The sequence below is a fragment of the Bradyrhizobium sp. Ash2021 genome, assembly GCF_031202265.1.
In the GTDB taxonomy this organism is placed as follows: Bacteria; Pseudomonadota; Alphaproteobacteria; order Rhizobiales; family Xanthobacteraceae; genus Bradyrhizobium.
In genome coordinates this window covers 5089537-5104559 of the sequence record NZ_CP100604.1, presented here as the reverse complement: position 1 = coordinate 5104559, position 15023 = coordinate 5089537, and the positions used below count along the sequence as shown (strand labels likewise).

Below are 15023 nucleotides of genomic sequence, written 5' to 3'. Positions count from 1 at the left end.
CTAGGGCGCGTGCGCGAGCTGGGTCGCGAAATAGCCGATGGTCCTGGCATAGACCTCGCTCTTGTTCCATTGCTGGATCACCGCAAAATTGGCACTTCCGGGCTCCCAGTTCTTGCCGCGCTGCCAGCCGTAGCTGGCGAGAAAATTCGCGGTCGATGCCAGCACATCGGGCGCACTGCGCAGCAAATCGCGGCGGCCATTGCCGTCGAAATCGACCGCATATTTGATGTAGGACGAGGGCATGAACTGGGTCTGGCCGATTTCACCGGCCCATGCGCCGCGCATTTCCTGCGGCGCGAGATCGCCGCGTTCGACAATACGCAAGGCGTCCATCAATTCGGCCTTGAACATGTCGGAGCGCCGGCAGTCATAAGCCAGCGTCGCCAGCGAACGCATGGTCGCGAATTTCCCGGTGTTGACGCCGAAATCGGTTTCCAGGCCCCAGATCGCCACCAGCACTTCGGCGGGCACGCCATAGCTCTGTTCGATGCGCGCAAGCACCGAGCCATACTGCTTGAGCATGTTGGACCCGCGGACAAGCCGAGGCGGGACCATGCGGCCGGAAAACTGTTCGAAGGTCTGATTGAACACAGCCTGTGAATGGTCGCGCGCAAGGATGGCCTTGTCGAGGGTGACGCCGGTCAGTCCGGCTTGAATCGCGGGCTGCGATATTCCCTTGGATGCGGCTTCCTTCTTGAAGTCCTCGAGCCAGGTTTCAAATGTGCCGGTGCCGCAGGGCGCCGCAAGCGCCGGCGCTGCCGAGGCCGCGAGCAACGCACCCAGCGCAAAAGCGCCGAGGGAAAAGCGAGAGGTCATTTGGTCGTTCACTCCGAAGTCGATTCGCTATCGACGTTAGTATCGGAACCAGACCAAATGTTCGCGGCAACCGCGGCCAAAACAAGGCTTCTGGTTCCACGTCAACGCCGCCAATGCGCTGCCGGCCTCGACGCCCAATTCGTAGGCAGCCTGATGGGATCAGGATCGGCGCATGCCAAACGGCCGGTCGACAATCAACCGGCAGTCTGACTGAGAGCGCGCCTAAGGCTTATGCGCCACCCTTGCGCCGCCACGGAAACAGGTTAGCCGGGAAATCTGCGGCTGCCTTACGTTCGCGCGGCGGGCGGGGCGGCAGCGGCTGCGGATTGAGCTCGGGCTCAATCAGTTCCCGGTAGAGATGCCAGGTGGCGTGGCCAAGCAGCGGAATCACGATCGCGAGGCCAATGAAGAACGGCAGCGATCCCGCAACCAGCAGCACCGCGACGATCAGCCCCCAGACGGCCATCGGCCATGGATTTTTGGCGACCGCACGCAGCGACGTCACCATGGCATCGCCCGCGCCGGCATGCCGATCGAGCATCAGCGGGAACGAAACGACGCTGATACAAAGCGCGACCAGCGCGAACAGAAAGCCGACGCCGCAGCCCGCCACGATCAGCCACCAGCCCTGCGGCGTGGTGAGCACGCGCTCTGCAAAATCCGGAATTCCCGCCGCGGTCTCGTAACCGAATGCGGCGATGTAAATGGCTTGGGCGGTGGCGATCCAGGTCACGAACAGGGCAAACAAGAGCACGCCGAGCCCGAGCATCGCGCCGAATGAGGGTGACCGGAGCACGTCGATCGCGTTCCACGCGGACGCTTCTTCTCCGTTCTCGCGACGGCGGCTCAACTCGTAAAGGCCGAGTGCGGCGAACGGGCCGAGCAGGGCGAATCCGGCGGCCAGCGGAAACAGCAGCGGCAGCACGGCATAACCCAGCACCGTGCGCGCGATCACCAATCCGAGCACGGGGTAGATCACGCACAGGATGACGGCGTGGCTTGGCACCGCCTTGAAATCCTCCCAGCCGAGCTGCAAGGCGCGGTGCAGATCGGAGAAGCCGATAGTTCGGATGACTGGCGCAGCCGCGGCATCTTGTCCGGTCTGCGTCAGTGATGTGACATTGCCTTGAATTTGAGTGGCCATGGTCGTCGTCTCCCTTCGGCGGCCACATTTTGCGCGCGCGAGAGGCGCACAAACGTGCCGTTTCTCGAATTGATCACGATCAGGCCAGACGCGAAGACAGGAAAGTGGAACGGGCCATGTCGCGAACTGAGTGACGAGCGTACTCCCAAACCGGGACAGAAGCACTCACGCTTCGGTGAATGTCGCATTGGCAAGTTTCGCCCGGCTGGGTAAACTCGAAACGCGATCCCGGTCAGGCTGCCGGTCAAAAAGTGCCGCAGGAGAATCACTCCATCTTCAAGTCCACTGGGAGCGAACGATGAGCATTTTCGGAAAAATCATGAGCGCGATCTTCGGCAGCGCGGCTACCGCAGCGCCCGCCGGCGGCGGTGCGGCGGCAGCACCTGCTGGCGGATCCACCGGTGGATCGCCGTCCGCGGCACCGGCGGCAGCACCTGCGCAAACCGTCGACGTTGCTCCCATCCTGGACAAGGCGGTGGCCGCCAAGGGCGAGAAGCTGGAATGGCGCACCTCGATCGTCGACCTGATGAAGGCGCTTGACATCGATTCGAGCTTTGCCGCGCGCAAGGAGCTGGCCAAGGAGCTCGGCTACACCGGCGACAGCAACGATTCCGCGAGCATGAACATCTGGCTGCACAAGCAGGTGATGACGAAGCTCGCCGCAAACGGCGGCAAGCTGCCGCCGGAAATCAAGCATTGAGATCATTACCTTGAACACGTTAAAGGCCCGCGACGCCGCGGGCTTTTTCGTGCAAGCCGTTCTTGTGTCGAACCAGAACAATGAAAAGGGAGAATACCCATGAACAGGATTGACCGCAGAACCATCCTCGCGTCGGGCGCGCTGGCGCTGGCAGGCGCCACGGCACAAAGCCGGCCTGCCGGAGCACAAGCCGGCCCGAAGGCGATGTTTCCGGTTCCGGCGACCACCATCCCGATCGTCGGCGAGACCGATGTGTTTCAGGTCCGCCGCATCTATTGCATCGGGCGCAATTATGCCGCGCACGCGATAGAGCGCGGCTCCGATCCGACCCGCGAGCCGCCGTTCTTCTTCCAGAAGCCGACCGACGCGATCCAGAACGTGGCGGTCGGCACCGTCGCCGATCATCCCTATCCATCGCTGACCAAGAACTATCACCATGAGGTCGAGCTGGTGGCCGCGCTGAAATCGGGCGGCGCCAATATTCCAGCCGAGAAGGCGCTTGAGCATGTCTATGGCTACGCGCTTGGTCTTGATATGACCCGGCGCGACCTGCAAAACGGCATGGCCGCGGAAAAGAAGCCGTGGGAGATCGGCAAGAGTTTTGACCATGCCGCCGTGATCGGCCCGATCCACCCCGCGACCAAAACCGGCCATTTCACCAAGGGCGCGATCTCACTTTCGATCAACGGTACCGTCAAGCAGAGTTCGGACCTGCAGAACATGATCTGGAGCGTGGCCGAGCAGATCGCCAAACTGTCCGAAGCGTTTGAGCTGAAGGCCGGCGACATCATCTATTCCGGCACGCCGGAAAATGTTGGCCCGGTGGTGAAGGGCGATGTGCTGTTGTGCAAGCTCGAAGGCCTGCCGGATATGTCGATCAGGATTACGTAAATACCTCAGCGTCATTCCGGGTCCGTGCTGGTGCGCGCCCCGGAATGACGGCGGTCGTGCTGGATTACGCGGTCAGATCCGCAAACTCCGGATGCTTGCGCAGATAATCCACCACGAAGCCGCAGCCGGCGATCACCTTGCGTCCGTCGGCGCGGATCAGTTCCAGCGCGCCCTTGACCAGTTCGGAAGCGATGCCGCGGCCGCGCAGCACGCGCGGGGTTTCGGTGTGGGTGATGATGACGGCCGCCGGCGTCAGGCGGTAATTCGCAAATGCCACGGTACCTTCGACGTCGAGTTCGAAGCGGTTTTGGGTCTTGTTGTCGCGGACGGGTTCGGTCGCCATGGCCATGCTTTCGGTGAGAGGTTTTCTTCATCCATCTAGGCTTTCGAACCCGTCCGGGCAAACCCGCGACCAAAGGGAAATCGGCCGCATGGATTGCCTGAATGCGTATTTTGACTTGCCTGACCGCATCGCTCGTGGGTGCAGCCCTGACATTCGCGCACCCGTCTGCCGCATCCGCAGAAGGCGACCAGACCAGGAACGAGCAGCTCTGGCAGAGCTGTATTGGCGCCACCACCACGGCCGAAGACAGGGTGACGGCCTGCAGCGCCGTGATCGACGGCAAGACGGAGACGGGCAAGAAGCTCGCCGGCGCCTATTGCAACCTTGGCTACGGCCTCACCGAACAGCGCCAGCTCGATGCCGCGCTGGCCGATCTCAATGAGGCGATCCGGATCGATCCGGCCTATCCCTGCGCTTACACCAATCGCGGCCGCGTCTACGCCTTCAAGCGCGATTTCGACCACGCCAAGGCCGATTATGACGAGGCGATCCGCATCGATCCGACGTTTGCGCTGGCCTACAACAACCGCGGCGACGCCTGGTTGGGCAAGGGCGACCTCGACCGCGCGCTGGCCGACTTCAACGCCGCCATCAAATACAACCCATCGCTCGCCATCGCCTATGGCAACCGCGGCTACGCCTATCAGCGCAAGCGCGACACCGCCCATGCGCTCGCCGATTACACCATGCAGATCAAGCTCAGGCCCAACGTGCTGGCCTATATCAACCGCGGCAATGTCTACCGCGATGCCGAGCAGCTCGATCGCGCCGCCGCCGACTATGGCGAGGCGGCCAGGATCGCGCCGACCGACGCCCGCGGCTGGCGCAATCGCGGCATGATCCGGCTGTACCAGGGCGACAACAAGGGCGGTCTCGCCGACTACGACAAGGCGTTGCAATACGATCCGGCCGACGCCTATTCGTGGAACAACCGCGCCCAGGCCAAGCGGCGGCTTGGCGACAAGGCCGGCGCGATCGCGGATTTCCGCAAGGCGCTGGAGATCAGTCCCGGGCTGCGTAACGCGCGCGACGGGTTGCAGCAGCTCGGCGCCGCGCAATAGACGGCAAAATCGCAACCGGCGGGCCTTGCAAGCGGTCACACTTTACCTACGTTTTCTGCAAGACATACGCCCCCCGAAGCGGCCGGATGGTCGTTTGATATCGGAGTGTCATGATCGCCGGCCGCTGACGTATGCCTCTTTTCAAAGGGAGGTCTACCATGTCGGATTTTCGCTTCTTCAGTACGCATCGGCCGTGGGAGGACTGGTTCGGCATGCTGCTTGGCGTGCTGATCCTGATCTCGCCATGGTTTCCGATGCAGGCCAGCCAAGAGATCGTCGATGCCGAACGCAGCCACATGATCCTTAATGCGTTTGTGGTCGGCATGCTGGTCTTTGGTGTCGCCCAACTCGAATATGTCGCACTGCAGCGGTGGGAGGAGGGGGCGGCTATCGTGCTCGGTCTGTGGCTGATCGCGTCACCCTTCATCTTCGGCTATTCCGCCGACACCATGCTCCGGTTTTGGCACGCGACGCTCGGCGGATTGGTGGTTTTGCTGGGTGCGCTGCAGCTATGGCAGGACTGGCGCCTGAGCGATCGGGAACTCGCCGAGCATTCGCAATAGCTCCTTGCGACTGGACCTGCCGGTTTGCCGTTGACCGGCAGGCCGTCCGTTGACTGAGCATCCTCTAGTTTTTGAGCGACCCCGCCAGCATGTCGCGGATCGACCATGGCTCGCCGTCGCTGCTACCCTTGATATCGTCGATCTTCCAGTCGCCGGCGTCGCGCACGAAGTCGTATCGCACGGTCTGATCGGCGGGCTTGCGCGTCGGGGTGTTGCGGCCGGCGATGGTGACGGCGATCACGGCCTTTTCCGCCTCCAGGCTTGTAGCCACCACCTTGAACGATTTGACGTCCAGCTCCTGCGAGTTTGTGACGGGATCAAAGTCCACAGGGCCGACGTCGCCCTTCGGGGTGTGGGCATCGGCCTTCGCCCATAATTCGACCAGCGATTTCGACAAATATTTTGCCTTTGCCGCCTTGTTCTCGATCACGAACGCGCCGCCGCCATCGCCTTTGCCCTTGGCCGCGCGGGTGTAGATCGCGGTGACGATGGCAACGGGATCGCTCGCAGCGGGCGGTGCCGCCAATGCCCGGCGTGACGCGGCCGCGAACAGCCCGGCGGTTGCGGTGAAAATCAGTTGTCGACGGCTAACCATGGAAGTCCTCAAATCGGGTGCGTGCTTATAGACGGGGATGCGTGCCTGCATCATGGTGATAGCAGCGAATCCGTCGCCGGGAGGCTGCCATGGCCAATGAAAAGGGCCCCAACATCAAGAAGAAGCAGAAATGCAAGAATTGCGAGGGCAAGGGCCTCCTGAAGAAGGGCGACAAGGTGGTGAAGTGCCAGCGCTGCAAAGGGACCGGGCTGCGCTAGACGCTGTCTGGCGAAGTCATGCGGGCGCTACTTCTTTGCCCGGCGCTTCGTTGTTTTTCTGGCTTTCGCGGTTTTCCTCGCTTTCCTGGCTGGCGCCTTTTTCTTCTTCGGCAATGGCTTCGGTTTGGTCGGGTGCTTCGCCCGGTCGATCATGAACGAGCGGAACTGCTCCACCGCAAGCTGCGCTTCATCCCTCGGCGTGCGCGTCGCCGACCGCGTCATCATTGCAGTGCGGACGCTCGGCTCGCTGATTTGCGCTGCAAGATGATGCCCGAGTTCGATCATCGATCTCTGATTGTCCGATAGCTCGGTGCTTTCCGGCGTCGCGTGCAGCGTCGGGATATTCGATTTCGGCAACAGATTGTAGGTCTGCCGCGGCGTGTTGCGGAGATATTTGGCGAACGTGTTTGTGCTGGCCGAACCAACGCGATCGCCGAGCAGATTGGTCAGGTTCCACTTGTCGAGCAGGAATTTCAGCAGGCTGGTGTGATCGAAGGTATCGTTGATGACGCCCTGGTCCAGCCACGGCGACAGCAGGATGGTGGGCACCCGCAGGCCGAGCCTGTCGAACTTGAATCCGGTTGCATCGGTGCGGTTGTCGGGGCGTATTGCGGCCGGCGGATCGACGTGATCGTAGAAGCCGCCGTGCTCATCGTAGGTGATGACCAGCAGCGAGCGCTGCCAGAGCGCATCGTTGCCGCGCAGCGCATTGTAGACGTCCCAGATCAATTGTTCGCCGCGAAACACATCTGACAGCGGGTGCTGATCGTTTTGCGAGACCTTGTCCCACGGAAACGTCCCGTAATTCGGTTCGATGAAACAGTATTGCGGGAAATCCGCCTCGGCGCCCTGAGCGGCGAGATAGAAATACCGCATCGGGTCGACCCAGGGCACGTGCTTCAGGACAAGCGTCTGCGACACATCGCCGTCGCCGTAATAGATCTTCCAGGAGATGCCGTTGTCGCCGAGCAGATCATACAGCGTCCACTGGTCCCAATTATTGCCGATGCTGTTGGTGGTGTAGCCGAGCGAGGTCCCGGTGTGCACGAAGACGCGGTTGGGCCATGTCGGCCCCGGCATCGACGAAAACCAACGGTCGCAAACCGTGTACTGCTTGGCCAGCGTATGCAGATTGGGAAGTACGCCGTCGTCATAATAGCCCATGATCTCCTGGCGCTGCATCCAGTCGGTCGCGGGATAGGTCGTGGCGAAATCGGTTACGAAGCCGAGGTTGGGACCCTGCTGCTGGTTGGCAACATTGGGGTACTCGTGCATCGGATCGGGCGTAACGGTGCGCGCGATGGTCGGCTGCATGACGTGCCGGATCGGCGGCTTCGGTGTCGGACTGGTATCGTCGTTCCAGTGATTGGCCGCGCTGCCCTTGATGCCGCCGCCGCCAATCCGCTCCGGAAATAACGCGCCGAGCATCCGGTCGAAGGAGTTGTTCTCCAGCATCAAGACGATGATGTGGTCGAGCGATGCCATGGATGCCTCCCTGTCGCCGGTTATGGACAAGGCTAATGCGCCGATCCCGGAAGCACAACTGAAAATGGTTGTGGTGGCGCGGGCACTACTTCGACAATGACCGCGTATGTGCGCATCACGCCGACGCCATTCGCGTTCGAAATGCCGCAGCGAACCGGGGTTCCAGCGGCCCTTGCCGAACCCGGCGCGATGACGATAAACCAGAGCCGGAAAACCCGGTTTGGGCGCGCTCAACAAGCCCCGTTTGAGAAGAGGAAACATCCATGAAACTCGTGCTGACGTTGCTCGGCGTCGTCCTGCTTGTTGTGGCCGCGGTCTATTTCGTGTTGCCGGCCGACCAGTTGCCGAGCTTCTTCCCCGGCCATGAGGAAGGCGTGACGCGGATGCACACCAAGCACGGGATTGTCGCGGGAGTCGCCGGTCTGGTGCTGCTGGCGGCCGGCGTCTGGATGGGACGCAAATGAGCGGCGAACCCGCCGTCACCGCGGCGGCGCCGCGCGGCGGCCTGGCGCGGATGTCGCGCCGGGTGATGAATCTCGCGTATCTCGTCACCCAGAACGCGCGGCGGCATGGCGACCGCATTGGCTTCGTCTGGGGCGACAAGTCCTGGAGCTGGCGCGAGATCGACAGCCTGGTCTCGGCTTTGGCCGCGGCGCTGGCGGCACGCGGCATCGTCAAGGGTGACCGCATCCTGGTCCATTCCAGGAATTGCGACGAGATGTTCTGGTCGATGTTCGCGGCGTTCCGGCTCGGCGCGGTCTGGGTGCCGACCAATTTCCGTCTGATGCCCGACGAGGTCGCCTATCTCGCTACCGCCTCCGGTGCGAAGGCGTTTTTGTGCCACGGCGATTTTCCCGATCACGCTGCAGGGGTCGCCAACCCCGCGCTCGAATTCATCTGGCGGATCGGCGAGGGCACCTTCGGCGAGCAATCCGTCAGCGACGCCATCGCGACGCATGCGGGCGCCGAGGCCGCAAATACCGCGGTCGACTACGACGATCCCTGCTGGTTCTTCTTCACCTCGGGTACCACCGGGCGCTCCAAGGCGGCGGTGCTGACCCATGGCCAGATGGCCTTCGTCGTCACCAACCATCTCGCTGACCTGATGCCCGGCACCACCGAGCAGGATGCGTCGCTGGTGGTGGCGCCGCTGTCGCATGGCGCCGGCGTGCATCAGCTCGTGCAGGCCGCACGCGGCGTGCCGACCATTCTGCTGCCATCGGAAAAATTCGATATCGCCGAGGCGTTCCGGCTGATCGAGAAACACTGCGTCAGCAACATTTTTACGGTGCCGACGATTTTGAAGATGATGGTCGAGCACCCCGCGGTTGACAAATACGATCACTCCTCGCTGCGCTTCATCATCTATGCCGGCGCGCCGATGTACCGCGAGGACCAGAAGGCCGCGCTGAACAAGCTCGGCGCGGTGCTGGTGCAGTATTTCGGCCTTGGCGAAGTTACCGGCAATATCACGGTGCTGCCTGCCGGCTTGCACGATCCCGAGGACGGCCCGCATGCGCGGATCGGCACCTGCGGCTTCGAGCGCACGGGCATGCAGGTCTCGATCCAGGGCGACGACGGCCGCGAACTGAAGCCGTTCGAGACCGGCGAGATCTGCGTGATCGGTCCCGCCGTGTTCGCCGGCTACTACGACAACCCCGAGGCCAACGCAAAAGCGTTCCGCGACGGCTGGTTCCGCACCGGCGATCTCGGCCACATCGACGAAGAGGGTTTTGTCTACATCACCGGACGTGCTTCCGACATGTACATCTCCGGCGGATCGAACATCTATCCGCGCGAGGTCGAGGAGAAGATATTGACCCATCCTGCGGTCGGCGAGGTCGCGGTGCTCGGCGTGCCCGATTCCTTTTGGGGCGAGGTCGGCGTCGCCGTCTGCGTCGCGCGCGAGGGCGCAAACCCCGTGAGCGAAGCCGAACTGGCGGCGTTCCTGTCGCCAAAGGTGCCGCGCTACAAGATGCCGAAGCGCTTTTTCTTCTGGGACGCATTGCCGAAATCCGGTTACGGCAAGGTGCCGAAGCGGCTGATCCGCGACGAGCTGGAAGCGCGCGGGCTTTTGGATATCGTCGCCAAATCGACGGGCACGTGAGCGATGCGCAGCATCGCCCAGCCCGGGCCGCCCGCGACCGAGCGCATCCAGTGGGTCGAGGCGCGCGGCCGCGCCTTCTCGTTCACGCTTGAAGCCGGCATCCCGCTGCTGGAAGCCGCGCGCCGCGGCTTTGCGGCGAATGGATTTGGCGGCGGCGTGCTGAGCGCGAGAGGCGGGGCGCTCGGCCCGTTTGCCTATGTGATGCCGGCACTTTCCAAGGACGGCGCCAACGCGGCGTTCTACAGCGATACGTTCCGGCCCGACGGCGTCACCCGGCTGAAGCTCGCAGCAATGACGCTTGGTCAACGCGACGGCACGCCGTTCTTCCATTGCCACGGGCTGTGGACGGAGCAAGACGGACGCGTCAATGGCGGGCACATGCTGCCGGAGGAGACGTTTGTCGCCGAGCCGTTCGAGGTGAACGCCTTCGGTCTCGACGGCGCGGTGTTCACCGCCGAGCCCGATAGCGAGACGAACTTCAAATTGTTCGGGCCAGTGCCGAGCCCGCTCACAGATGCGAAAACGACCAGCCGCGCCTTCGCGTTGCGGCTGCGCCCGAACCAGGACTTTGCCTGCAGCCTGGAAATTTTTTGCCGCCGGCACGGCGTCATCCACGCGCGGCTGCATGGCGGGGTCGGCTCGACCATCGGCGCCTGCTTCACCGATGGCCACACCGTCGTGCCGTTCGCGACCGAGCTTGCGATCCGATCGGGCAGCGTCGCGCCGGGGCCCGACGGCACGCTGCACGCCGATCTCGACATCGCGCTGGTCGATTACCTCGGCGGCATCGCCGAGGGAAAACTGATACGCGGCGACAATCCGGTGCTGATGACGATGGAATTGGTGCTGGAAGTGCTGGGCGAGGAGGGGGCGTCGTCCTGAGACCGTCATTGCGAGGAGCGAAGCGACGAAGCAATCCATTCTTTCTTTGCGCGGCACGGTGGATTGCTTCGCTTCGCTCGCAATGACGGTGTCCAAATTGCAAATGTGAGTCCGCACTCTCGCGGCGCGATGCACCCGAGGTTTGCGTATCGCTGACCCTCCCGAAGAGAGGAGGGCGCGGGGAAAGCCGGGTGCGCGCTGCACCCGCGGTCTCGTGTGCAAGGTTGCACAAAGAAATGCGCACACGAGCATACAGGTTCAGCGGAAACACTCCGGCCTTCCCCGCGCAATGGTTTTACGGCTTATAGCGCGCTCTCCCCGGTGACCGGCTTTCTTGCCACCGTCACTTGCGGATCGCTCCACAAGCTTGACGCCAGCATCGGGGCGCCAGGACCACACGACTTCGCCGTCCGCCTCAGCCACGCTCGTCAGTCGCAGCCTTCGCGTCCACCGCATCCCACCGCAACGTTCGTGACGATCGCGATCCGCCCCTCTTTTGGGTGAGACGCGCGGAGTCAAACCACTGATTTGCCCGACACGTTAAGCGAAATATTTTTGTCAGAAGGGCTGGACAGGCAAATTGTGCCAATGTTGGCTGATTTGCCCGTCGGGCAGAAAAATCAGCCGTTTCCGGCTTTCAGGGATTGACAAGTTCTCGATTTGTTCTTTAGCTGCGTCGCGCGTCAGCTAGTGGTTGAGTGACCCGGTCCTGGTGATTGACGAACGCGCATGGCGAGACGAAGCCGAACGATCAATCTGCCGGCGCCGTACCTCAAGCGCATCTGGCTCGAGCCATCGCGCGTCACCGACCGCGAAGCCTATCCGTTCTGCCTGCCGCTGTTGCGCGACGATTTCGAACTGAGCTTTGATCGGGCGATCACGATCATCGTCGGCGAGAACGGCACCGGGAAATCCACGCTTCTGGAAGGGATCGCGGTGCTCGCCGGCTATGACGAAGCCGGCGGCGGCAAGGGTTATATGCCGATCGACCATTCCCAGGCGACCGAGGTAATGGGCGGCCGGCTTTCGAATGCACTCCGTGCAAGCTGGCTGCCGAAGATTACTAACGGCTGGTTCTTCCGCGCCGAGAGCTTCTTTTCCGTCGCGAGATATCTGGACCTGGCGGCGCGCGAAGTCGGTGAGCGAGGTCCTGACTTCCTCTCGCATTCGCACGGCGAAGGTTTTCTGCGCTTCTTCGAAGAACGCTGCCAGCGGCAGGGCATCTTCATCTTCGACGAACCGGAATCCGCGCTGTCGCCGTCGCGCCAGATCGAATTTCTGAAGCTGATGCGGCGGATGGAGAACATCGGCCATTGCCAGATCATCATGGCCACGCATTCGCCAATGCTGATGGCCTATCCCAACGCGCGGCTGCTGCGGCTGACGAAATATGGGCTGGAGCCGGTGACCGTCAAGGAGACCGACCACTACAAGGTCATGCGGGAATTTTGTGACGACCCGGCGGGGTTTGTGGAGGCGGCGATCGAGGAGTGATCACCTGGCGATCGCTGACAAGCCTCATTTCATCTGATATCTTGGGATCGCAGGTGCCGAATGTCCGACCTCTTGACACGAATTACGATAGACCCTGACCGCATGCATGGCCGGCCATGCATTCGCGGCCTGCGTATTACCGTTGCGGATATTCTGGGCTTGCTTTCGGTTGGCCAGTCGCGAGAGGCGATCCTGCGAGAGTACCCATATCTCGAGAGCGAGGATATCGACGCAGCCTTGGCCTTTGCTGCCCGCCAGGCAGACCATCCCATCATTGCGGCGGAATAGGTTTTGCTCTTTCTCGTCGACGCTCAGCTTCCGCGCTCGCTGGCAGAGGCTCTGAGCGGCGCCGGCTGTGCGGCCGTGCACGTTGCCGACATCGACCTTGTGACCGCGACTGACCAGCAGATTTGGGATGAAGCCGTTTCGCGCTCAGCCGTCCTGACCAAAGATCGGGACTTCTCGCTCCTCCGCGCGGCGAAGAGCGACGGTCCTGTGATCTTGTGGATTAGGGTCGGCAACACGGATAACCGAAGCTTGATCGCGAAGATATTGCGCTCCTTGCCGGAAATAACCGCTGCCGTCGAACGAGGTGAAACGGTTATTGAGCTTGTTGGACTCTAGCATTACAGTTGCTTTTTTTGCGGGCTTCTGAATCCATGGGCAACCATGATTCGAATGTCGTGGGCGCGGGCCGCGTCGGTTGAGGAGACGCTTGCGTTGTGGGCGGCGTCGCTTCGAGAGATCAAGCAACGGATACGTCCGTTGTTCACGCAAGAGCGTGTTGCGACGAATGCAGGTCTATTCCTGGAAGGTCTGCTCGGAGATGAGCAGCGCAAGACCGGTTGGATGCGCGCGGAGGCGGCTGGCGATCCCGGCCCATGGCGGCAGCAGGCGATTCTGGGTCGTGGAGACTGGGACGCCGATGCCCTGCGCGATATCGTGCGCGACTACGTCATCGAGCATTTGGCGGATGACGATGCGGTGCTGGTGATCGACGAGACCGGTTTTCTCAAACAGGGCAAAGCGTCATGCGGAGTGGCGCGGCAATACACTGGTTCGGCAGGGAAGATCACGAACTGCCAGATCGGCGTCTTCGCTGCCTACGTTTCGCGTCATGGCCATGCGTTCATCGATCGCGCGTTGTATCTCCCGAAGGAATGGACCGACGATCCGGATCGTCTGGAAGCCGCATATGTGCCTGCCGATGTCGGCTTTGCGACCAAACCAAGGCTTGCGACGAGAATGATCGCACGCGCGATAGCCGCGTCTGTACCATTCAGGTGGGTTGCCGGCGATACCGTCTACGGTGTTGGCAACATCGAACAGCAGCTACGTCGGGCAGGCAAAGGCTACGTGCTTGGGGTCAGCAGCGCTCATGTGTTTCGATCCTGGGGCAAGCGACCGCCGGTCGCCGGTACGGCTGCAGACCTCGCCCGGACGCGGCACTCATCCGACTGGAAGCGCCTGTCGGCGGGAGCCGGAACCAAAGGACCGCGGCTGCACGATTGGTGTTATCTCGAATTGGCCGATCTCGAGGCCGAGCAGTTCAACAGTGCAAATGACGGTTTGTGGACACGCGGTCTACTGATCCGTCGTCGCATCGCCGATGATGACCTCGCCTTCTTCACCACCTGGTGCCCAGCGGGAACAGCCCTTGAAACGCTGGTCGCGGTCGAAGGCCATCGATGGGCGATCGAGGACGGCTTTGAAACCGCGAAAAACGAGTTCGGGCTCGATCACAACGAGAGCAGATCCTGGCATGGCTGGCACCGTCATGTGTCCTTGGTGATGCTCGCCTTCGCCATGATGGCCGCGATCCGACATCGCGCCAATCCGCCACCGCCCAAAAAAACGAAACGGCGCCCCCCGGCAAAAGCCAAAGCATAACCACCCCACCACTGATCCGTTGGTCAATCCAGGAAATCCGCCGCATTGCCATCAGACTTGCGCGAAAGCGGATTCAACCCGCACACATCATCGCATGGTCTTTTTGGCGCAGAGCTCACCAGGCTGCCGCTCAACGCGCCCACTTCAAATCAAAAAAGCAACTGTAATGCTAGCCTGACGCGAGGAAACAGAGTGCCAGCAAACCGACCTGCACTTCTGTTGTTGGCACGAAACGGACCTGCCGACTGCGGTGCACGATGTCCGCTTTCAGAGGCAGAGCGGAAAACATATGCTTCGGCAACTGCATCGGCGGCCCGTTCGCGATGAAGTTGATGGAGCGGGCTCCGCAGCGCGTCACTGCTGCGATATTGAGCCAGCCGGTCGGACACAACCCGGCGCACCCGGATTACATGTACGACGCCGGCAAGACCGTCTGGGCCAGCGAGATGCGCCAGCGCCGGCCCGACGTCTCGATGGAGACCATCGAGAAATATCTGCACAACCTGTACCGCGTGCAGCCCGATTTCGTGCACAGCGTATCGCGCGATTTCGCGAAATCATGCCAGACGTCGATGCTGGTCCTACCGGACGACGTCGCCGCGCATCCGCTGGTGGCTTCGATCGATGTCGCCTCGCTCTGCCCGAATGCCGAGATCACGGTGTTCCCCTGGAAGGAGCCACCGGAGCTGAAGGCGCGCACCATCAACCGCGCGCGCACCTTCCTGAAGCGGCATCAGACGGTGTAGCGACGTCGGAATCAGCTGTATTTGGGGCGTGATTGATCCGTCATTGCCAGCGAAGCGACCACAAAGGAAGCAAGTATGGATTGCTTCG

General features: G+C 62.0%; 18 protein-coding genes. 13 read left to right on the top strand and 5 right to left on the bottom strand.

All coding sequences use genetic code 11. The annotated features are described in order from the left end of the window. Entirely contained in the window at positions 1-816 is an 816-nt protein-coding gene (locus NL528_RS24490; protein WP_309177017.1) for a lytic murein transglycosylase, read from the bottom strand. Positions 817-1045: 229 nt separating this feature from the next. Further along, positions 1046-1960: a DUF2189 domain-containing protein gene (locus NL528_RS24485; protein ID WP_309177016.1), complete on the bottom strand. Its 915-nt coding sequence runs from the start codon at positions 1958-1960 to the stop codon at positions 1046-1048. Positions 1961-2258: 298 nt separating this feature from the next. Here NL528_RS24485 and NL528_RS24480 point away from each other — a divergent pair, with 298 nt between their 5' ends. Both NL528_RS24480 and NL528_RS24475 read left to right on the top strand, forming a co-directional pair. Next, a complete protein-coding gene (locus tag NL528_RS24480; protein WP_309177015.1) occupies positions 2259-2660 on the top strand; it encodes a DUF3597 domain-containing protein in 402 nt (133 codons plus the stop codon). A gap of 99 nt (positions 2661-2759) precedes the next feature. Continuing rightward, positions 2760-3551: a fumarylacetoacetate hydrolase family protein gene (locus tag NL528_RS24475; protein ID WP_309177014.1), complete on the top strand. Its 792-nt coding sequence runs from the start codon at positions 2760-2762 to the stop codon at positions 3549-3551. 64 nt (positions 3552-3615) lie between these two features. Here the strand turns inward: NL528_RS24475 and NL528_RS24470 are convergent, their stop codons facing one another. Beyond that, a complete protein-coding gene (locus NL528_RS24470; RefSeq protein WP_309177013.1) occupies positions 3616-3894 on the bottom strand; it encodes a GNAT family N-acetyltransferase in 279 nt (92 codons plus the stop codon). Between the two features lie 101 nt (positions 3895-3995). On the opposite strand from NL528_RS24470, the gene NL528_RS24465 reads away from it, so the two are divergent. Next, positions 3996-4955, top strand: a complete 960-nt coding sequence (locus NL528_RS24465; RefSeq protein ID WP_309177012.1) for a tetratricopeptide repeat protein — start codon at positions 3996-3998, stop codon at positions 4953-4955. Positions 4956-5113: 158 nt separating this feature from the next. Continuing rightward, positions 5114-5518, top strand: coding sequence for an SPW repeat protein (locus NL528_RS24460; RefSeq protein WP_309177011.1), 405 nt, complete (start codon positions 5114-5116; stop codon positions 5516-5518). Between the two features lie 64 nt (positions 5519-5582). Here the strand turns inward: NL528_RS24460 and NL528_RS24455 are convergent, their stop codons facing one another. Further along, entirely contained in the window at positions 5583-6113 is a 531-nt protein-coding gene (locus tag NL528_RS24455; RefSeq protein ID WP_309177010.1) for a DUF3828 domain-containing protein, read from the bottom strand. Positions 6114-6202: 89 nt separating this feature from the next. Here NL528_RS24455 and NL528_RS24450 point away from each other — a divergent pair, with 89 nt between their 5' ends. Further along, complete coding sequence (locus NL528_RS24450; RefSeq protein ID WP_309177009.1) at positions 6203-6331, top strand: hypothetical protein; 129 nt, start codon at positions 6203-6205, stop codon at positions 6329-6331. Between the two features lie 27 nt (positions 6332-6358). Here the strand turns inward: NL528_RS24450 and NL528_RS24445 are convergent, their stop codons facing one another. Beyond that, entirely contained in the window at positions 6359-7816 is a 1458-nt protein-coding gene (locus tag NL528_RS24445) for an alkaline phosphatase family protein (RefSeq protein WP_309177008.1), read from the bottom strand. Between the two features lie 263 nt (positions 7817-8079). Between NL528_RS24445 and NL528_RS24440 the strand changes: the two genes are divergently transcribed. From NL528_RS24440 to NL528_RS24405, 8 genes are all read left to right on the top strand, one after another. Further along, on the top strand, positions 8080-8280 hold the full coding sequence (locus tag NL528_RS24440; RefSeq protein ID WP_309177007.1) for a hypothetical protein: 201 nt from the start codon (positions 8080-8082) through the stop codon (positions 8278-8280). Then, on the top strand, positions 8277-9923 hold the full coding sequence (locus tag NL528_RS24435) for an acyl-CoA synthetase (RefSeq protein WP_309177006.1): 1647 nt from the start codon (positions 8277-8279) through the stop codon (positions 9921-9923). The genes NL528_RS24440 and NL528_RS24435 overlap by 4 nt, the downstream gene beginning before the upstream one ends. 3 nt (positions 9924-9926) lie before the next feature. Further along, positions 9927-10805 carry a DUF296 domain-containing protein gene (locus NL528_RS24430; protein ID WP_309177005.1) on the top strand — a complete coding sequence of 293 codons (879 nt, stop codon included), beginning with the start codon at positions 9927-9929 and terminating at the stop codon, positions 10803-10805. 729 nt (positions 10806-11534) lie between these two features. Then, positions 11535-12299, top strand: coding sequence for an AAA family ATPase (locus NL528_RS24425; protein WP_309177003.1), 765 nt, complete (start codon positions 11535-11537; stop codon positions 12297-12299). Positions 12300-12359: 60 nt separating this feature from the next. After that, positions 12360-12587, top strand: a complete 228-nt coding sequence (locus NL528_RS24420; RefSeq protein ID WP_309177002.1) for a DUF433 domain-containing protein — start codon at positions 12360-12362, stop codon at positions 12585-12587. A 3-nt stretch (positions 12588-12590) separates the two neighbouring features. Then, positions 12591-12923: a DUF5615 family PIN-like protein gene (locus tag NL528_RS24415; protein ID WP_309177001.1), complete on the top strand. Its 333-nt coding sequence runs from the start codon at positions 12591-12593 to the stop codon at positions 12921-12923. A gap of 45 nt (positions 12924-12968) precedes the next feature. After that, positions 12969-14189 (top strand): IS701 family transposase, encoded by a 1221-nt coding sequence (locus tag NL528_RS24410; RefSeq protein ID WP_309176641.1) that lies wholly within the window; start codon positions 12969-12971, stop codon positions 14187-14189. A 257-nt stretch (positions 14190-14446) separates the two neighbouring features. Further along, on the top strand, positions 14447-14935 hold the full coding sequence (locus NL528_RS24405) for a hypothetical protein (protein WP_309177000.1): 489 nt from the start codon (positions 14447-14449) through the stop codon (positions 14933-14935). The last annotated feature ends 88 nt before the right edge of the window (positions 14936-15023 follow it).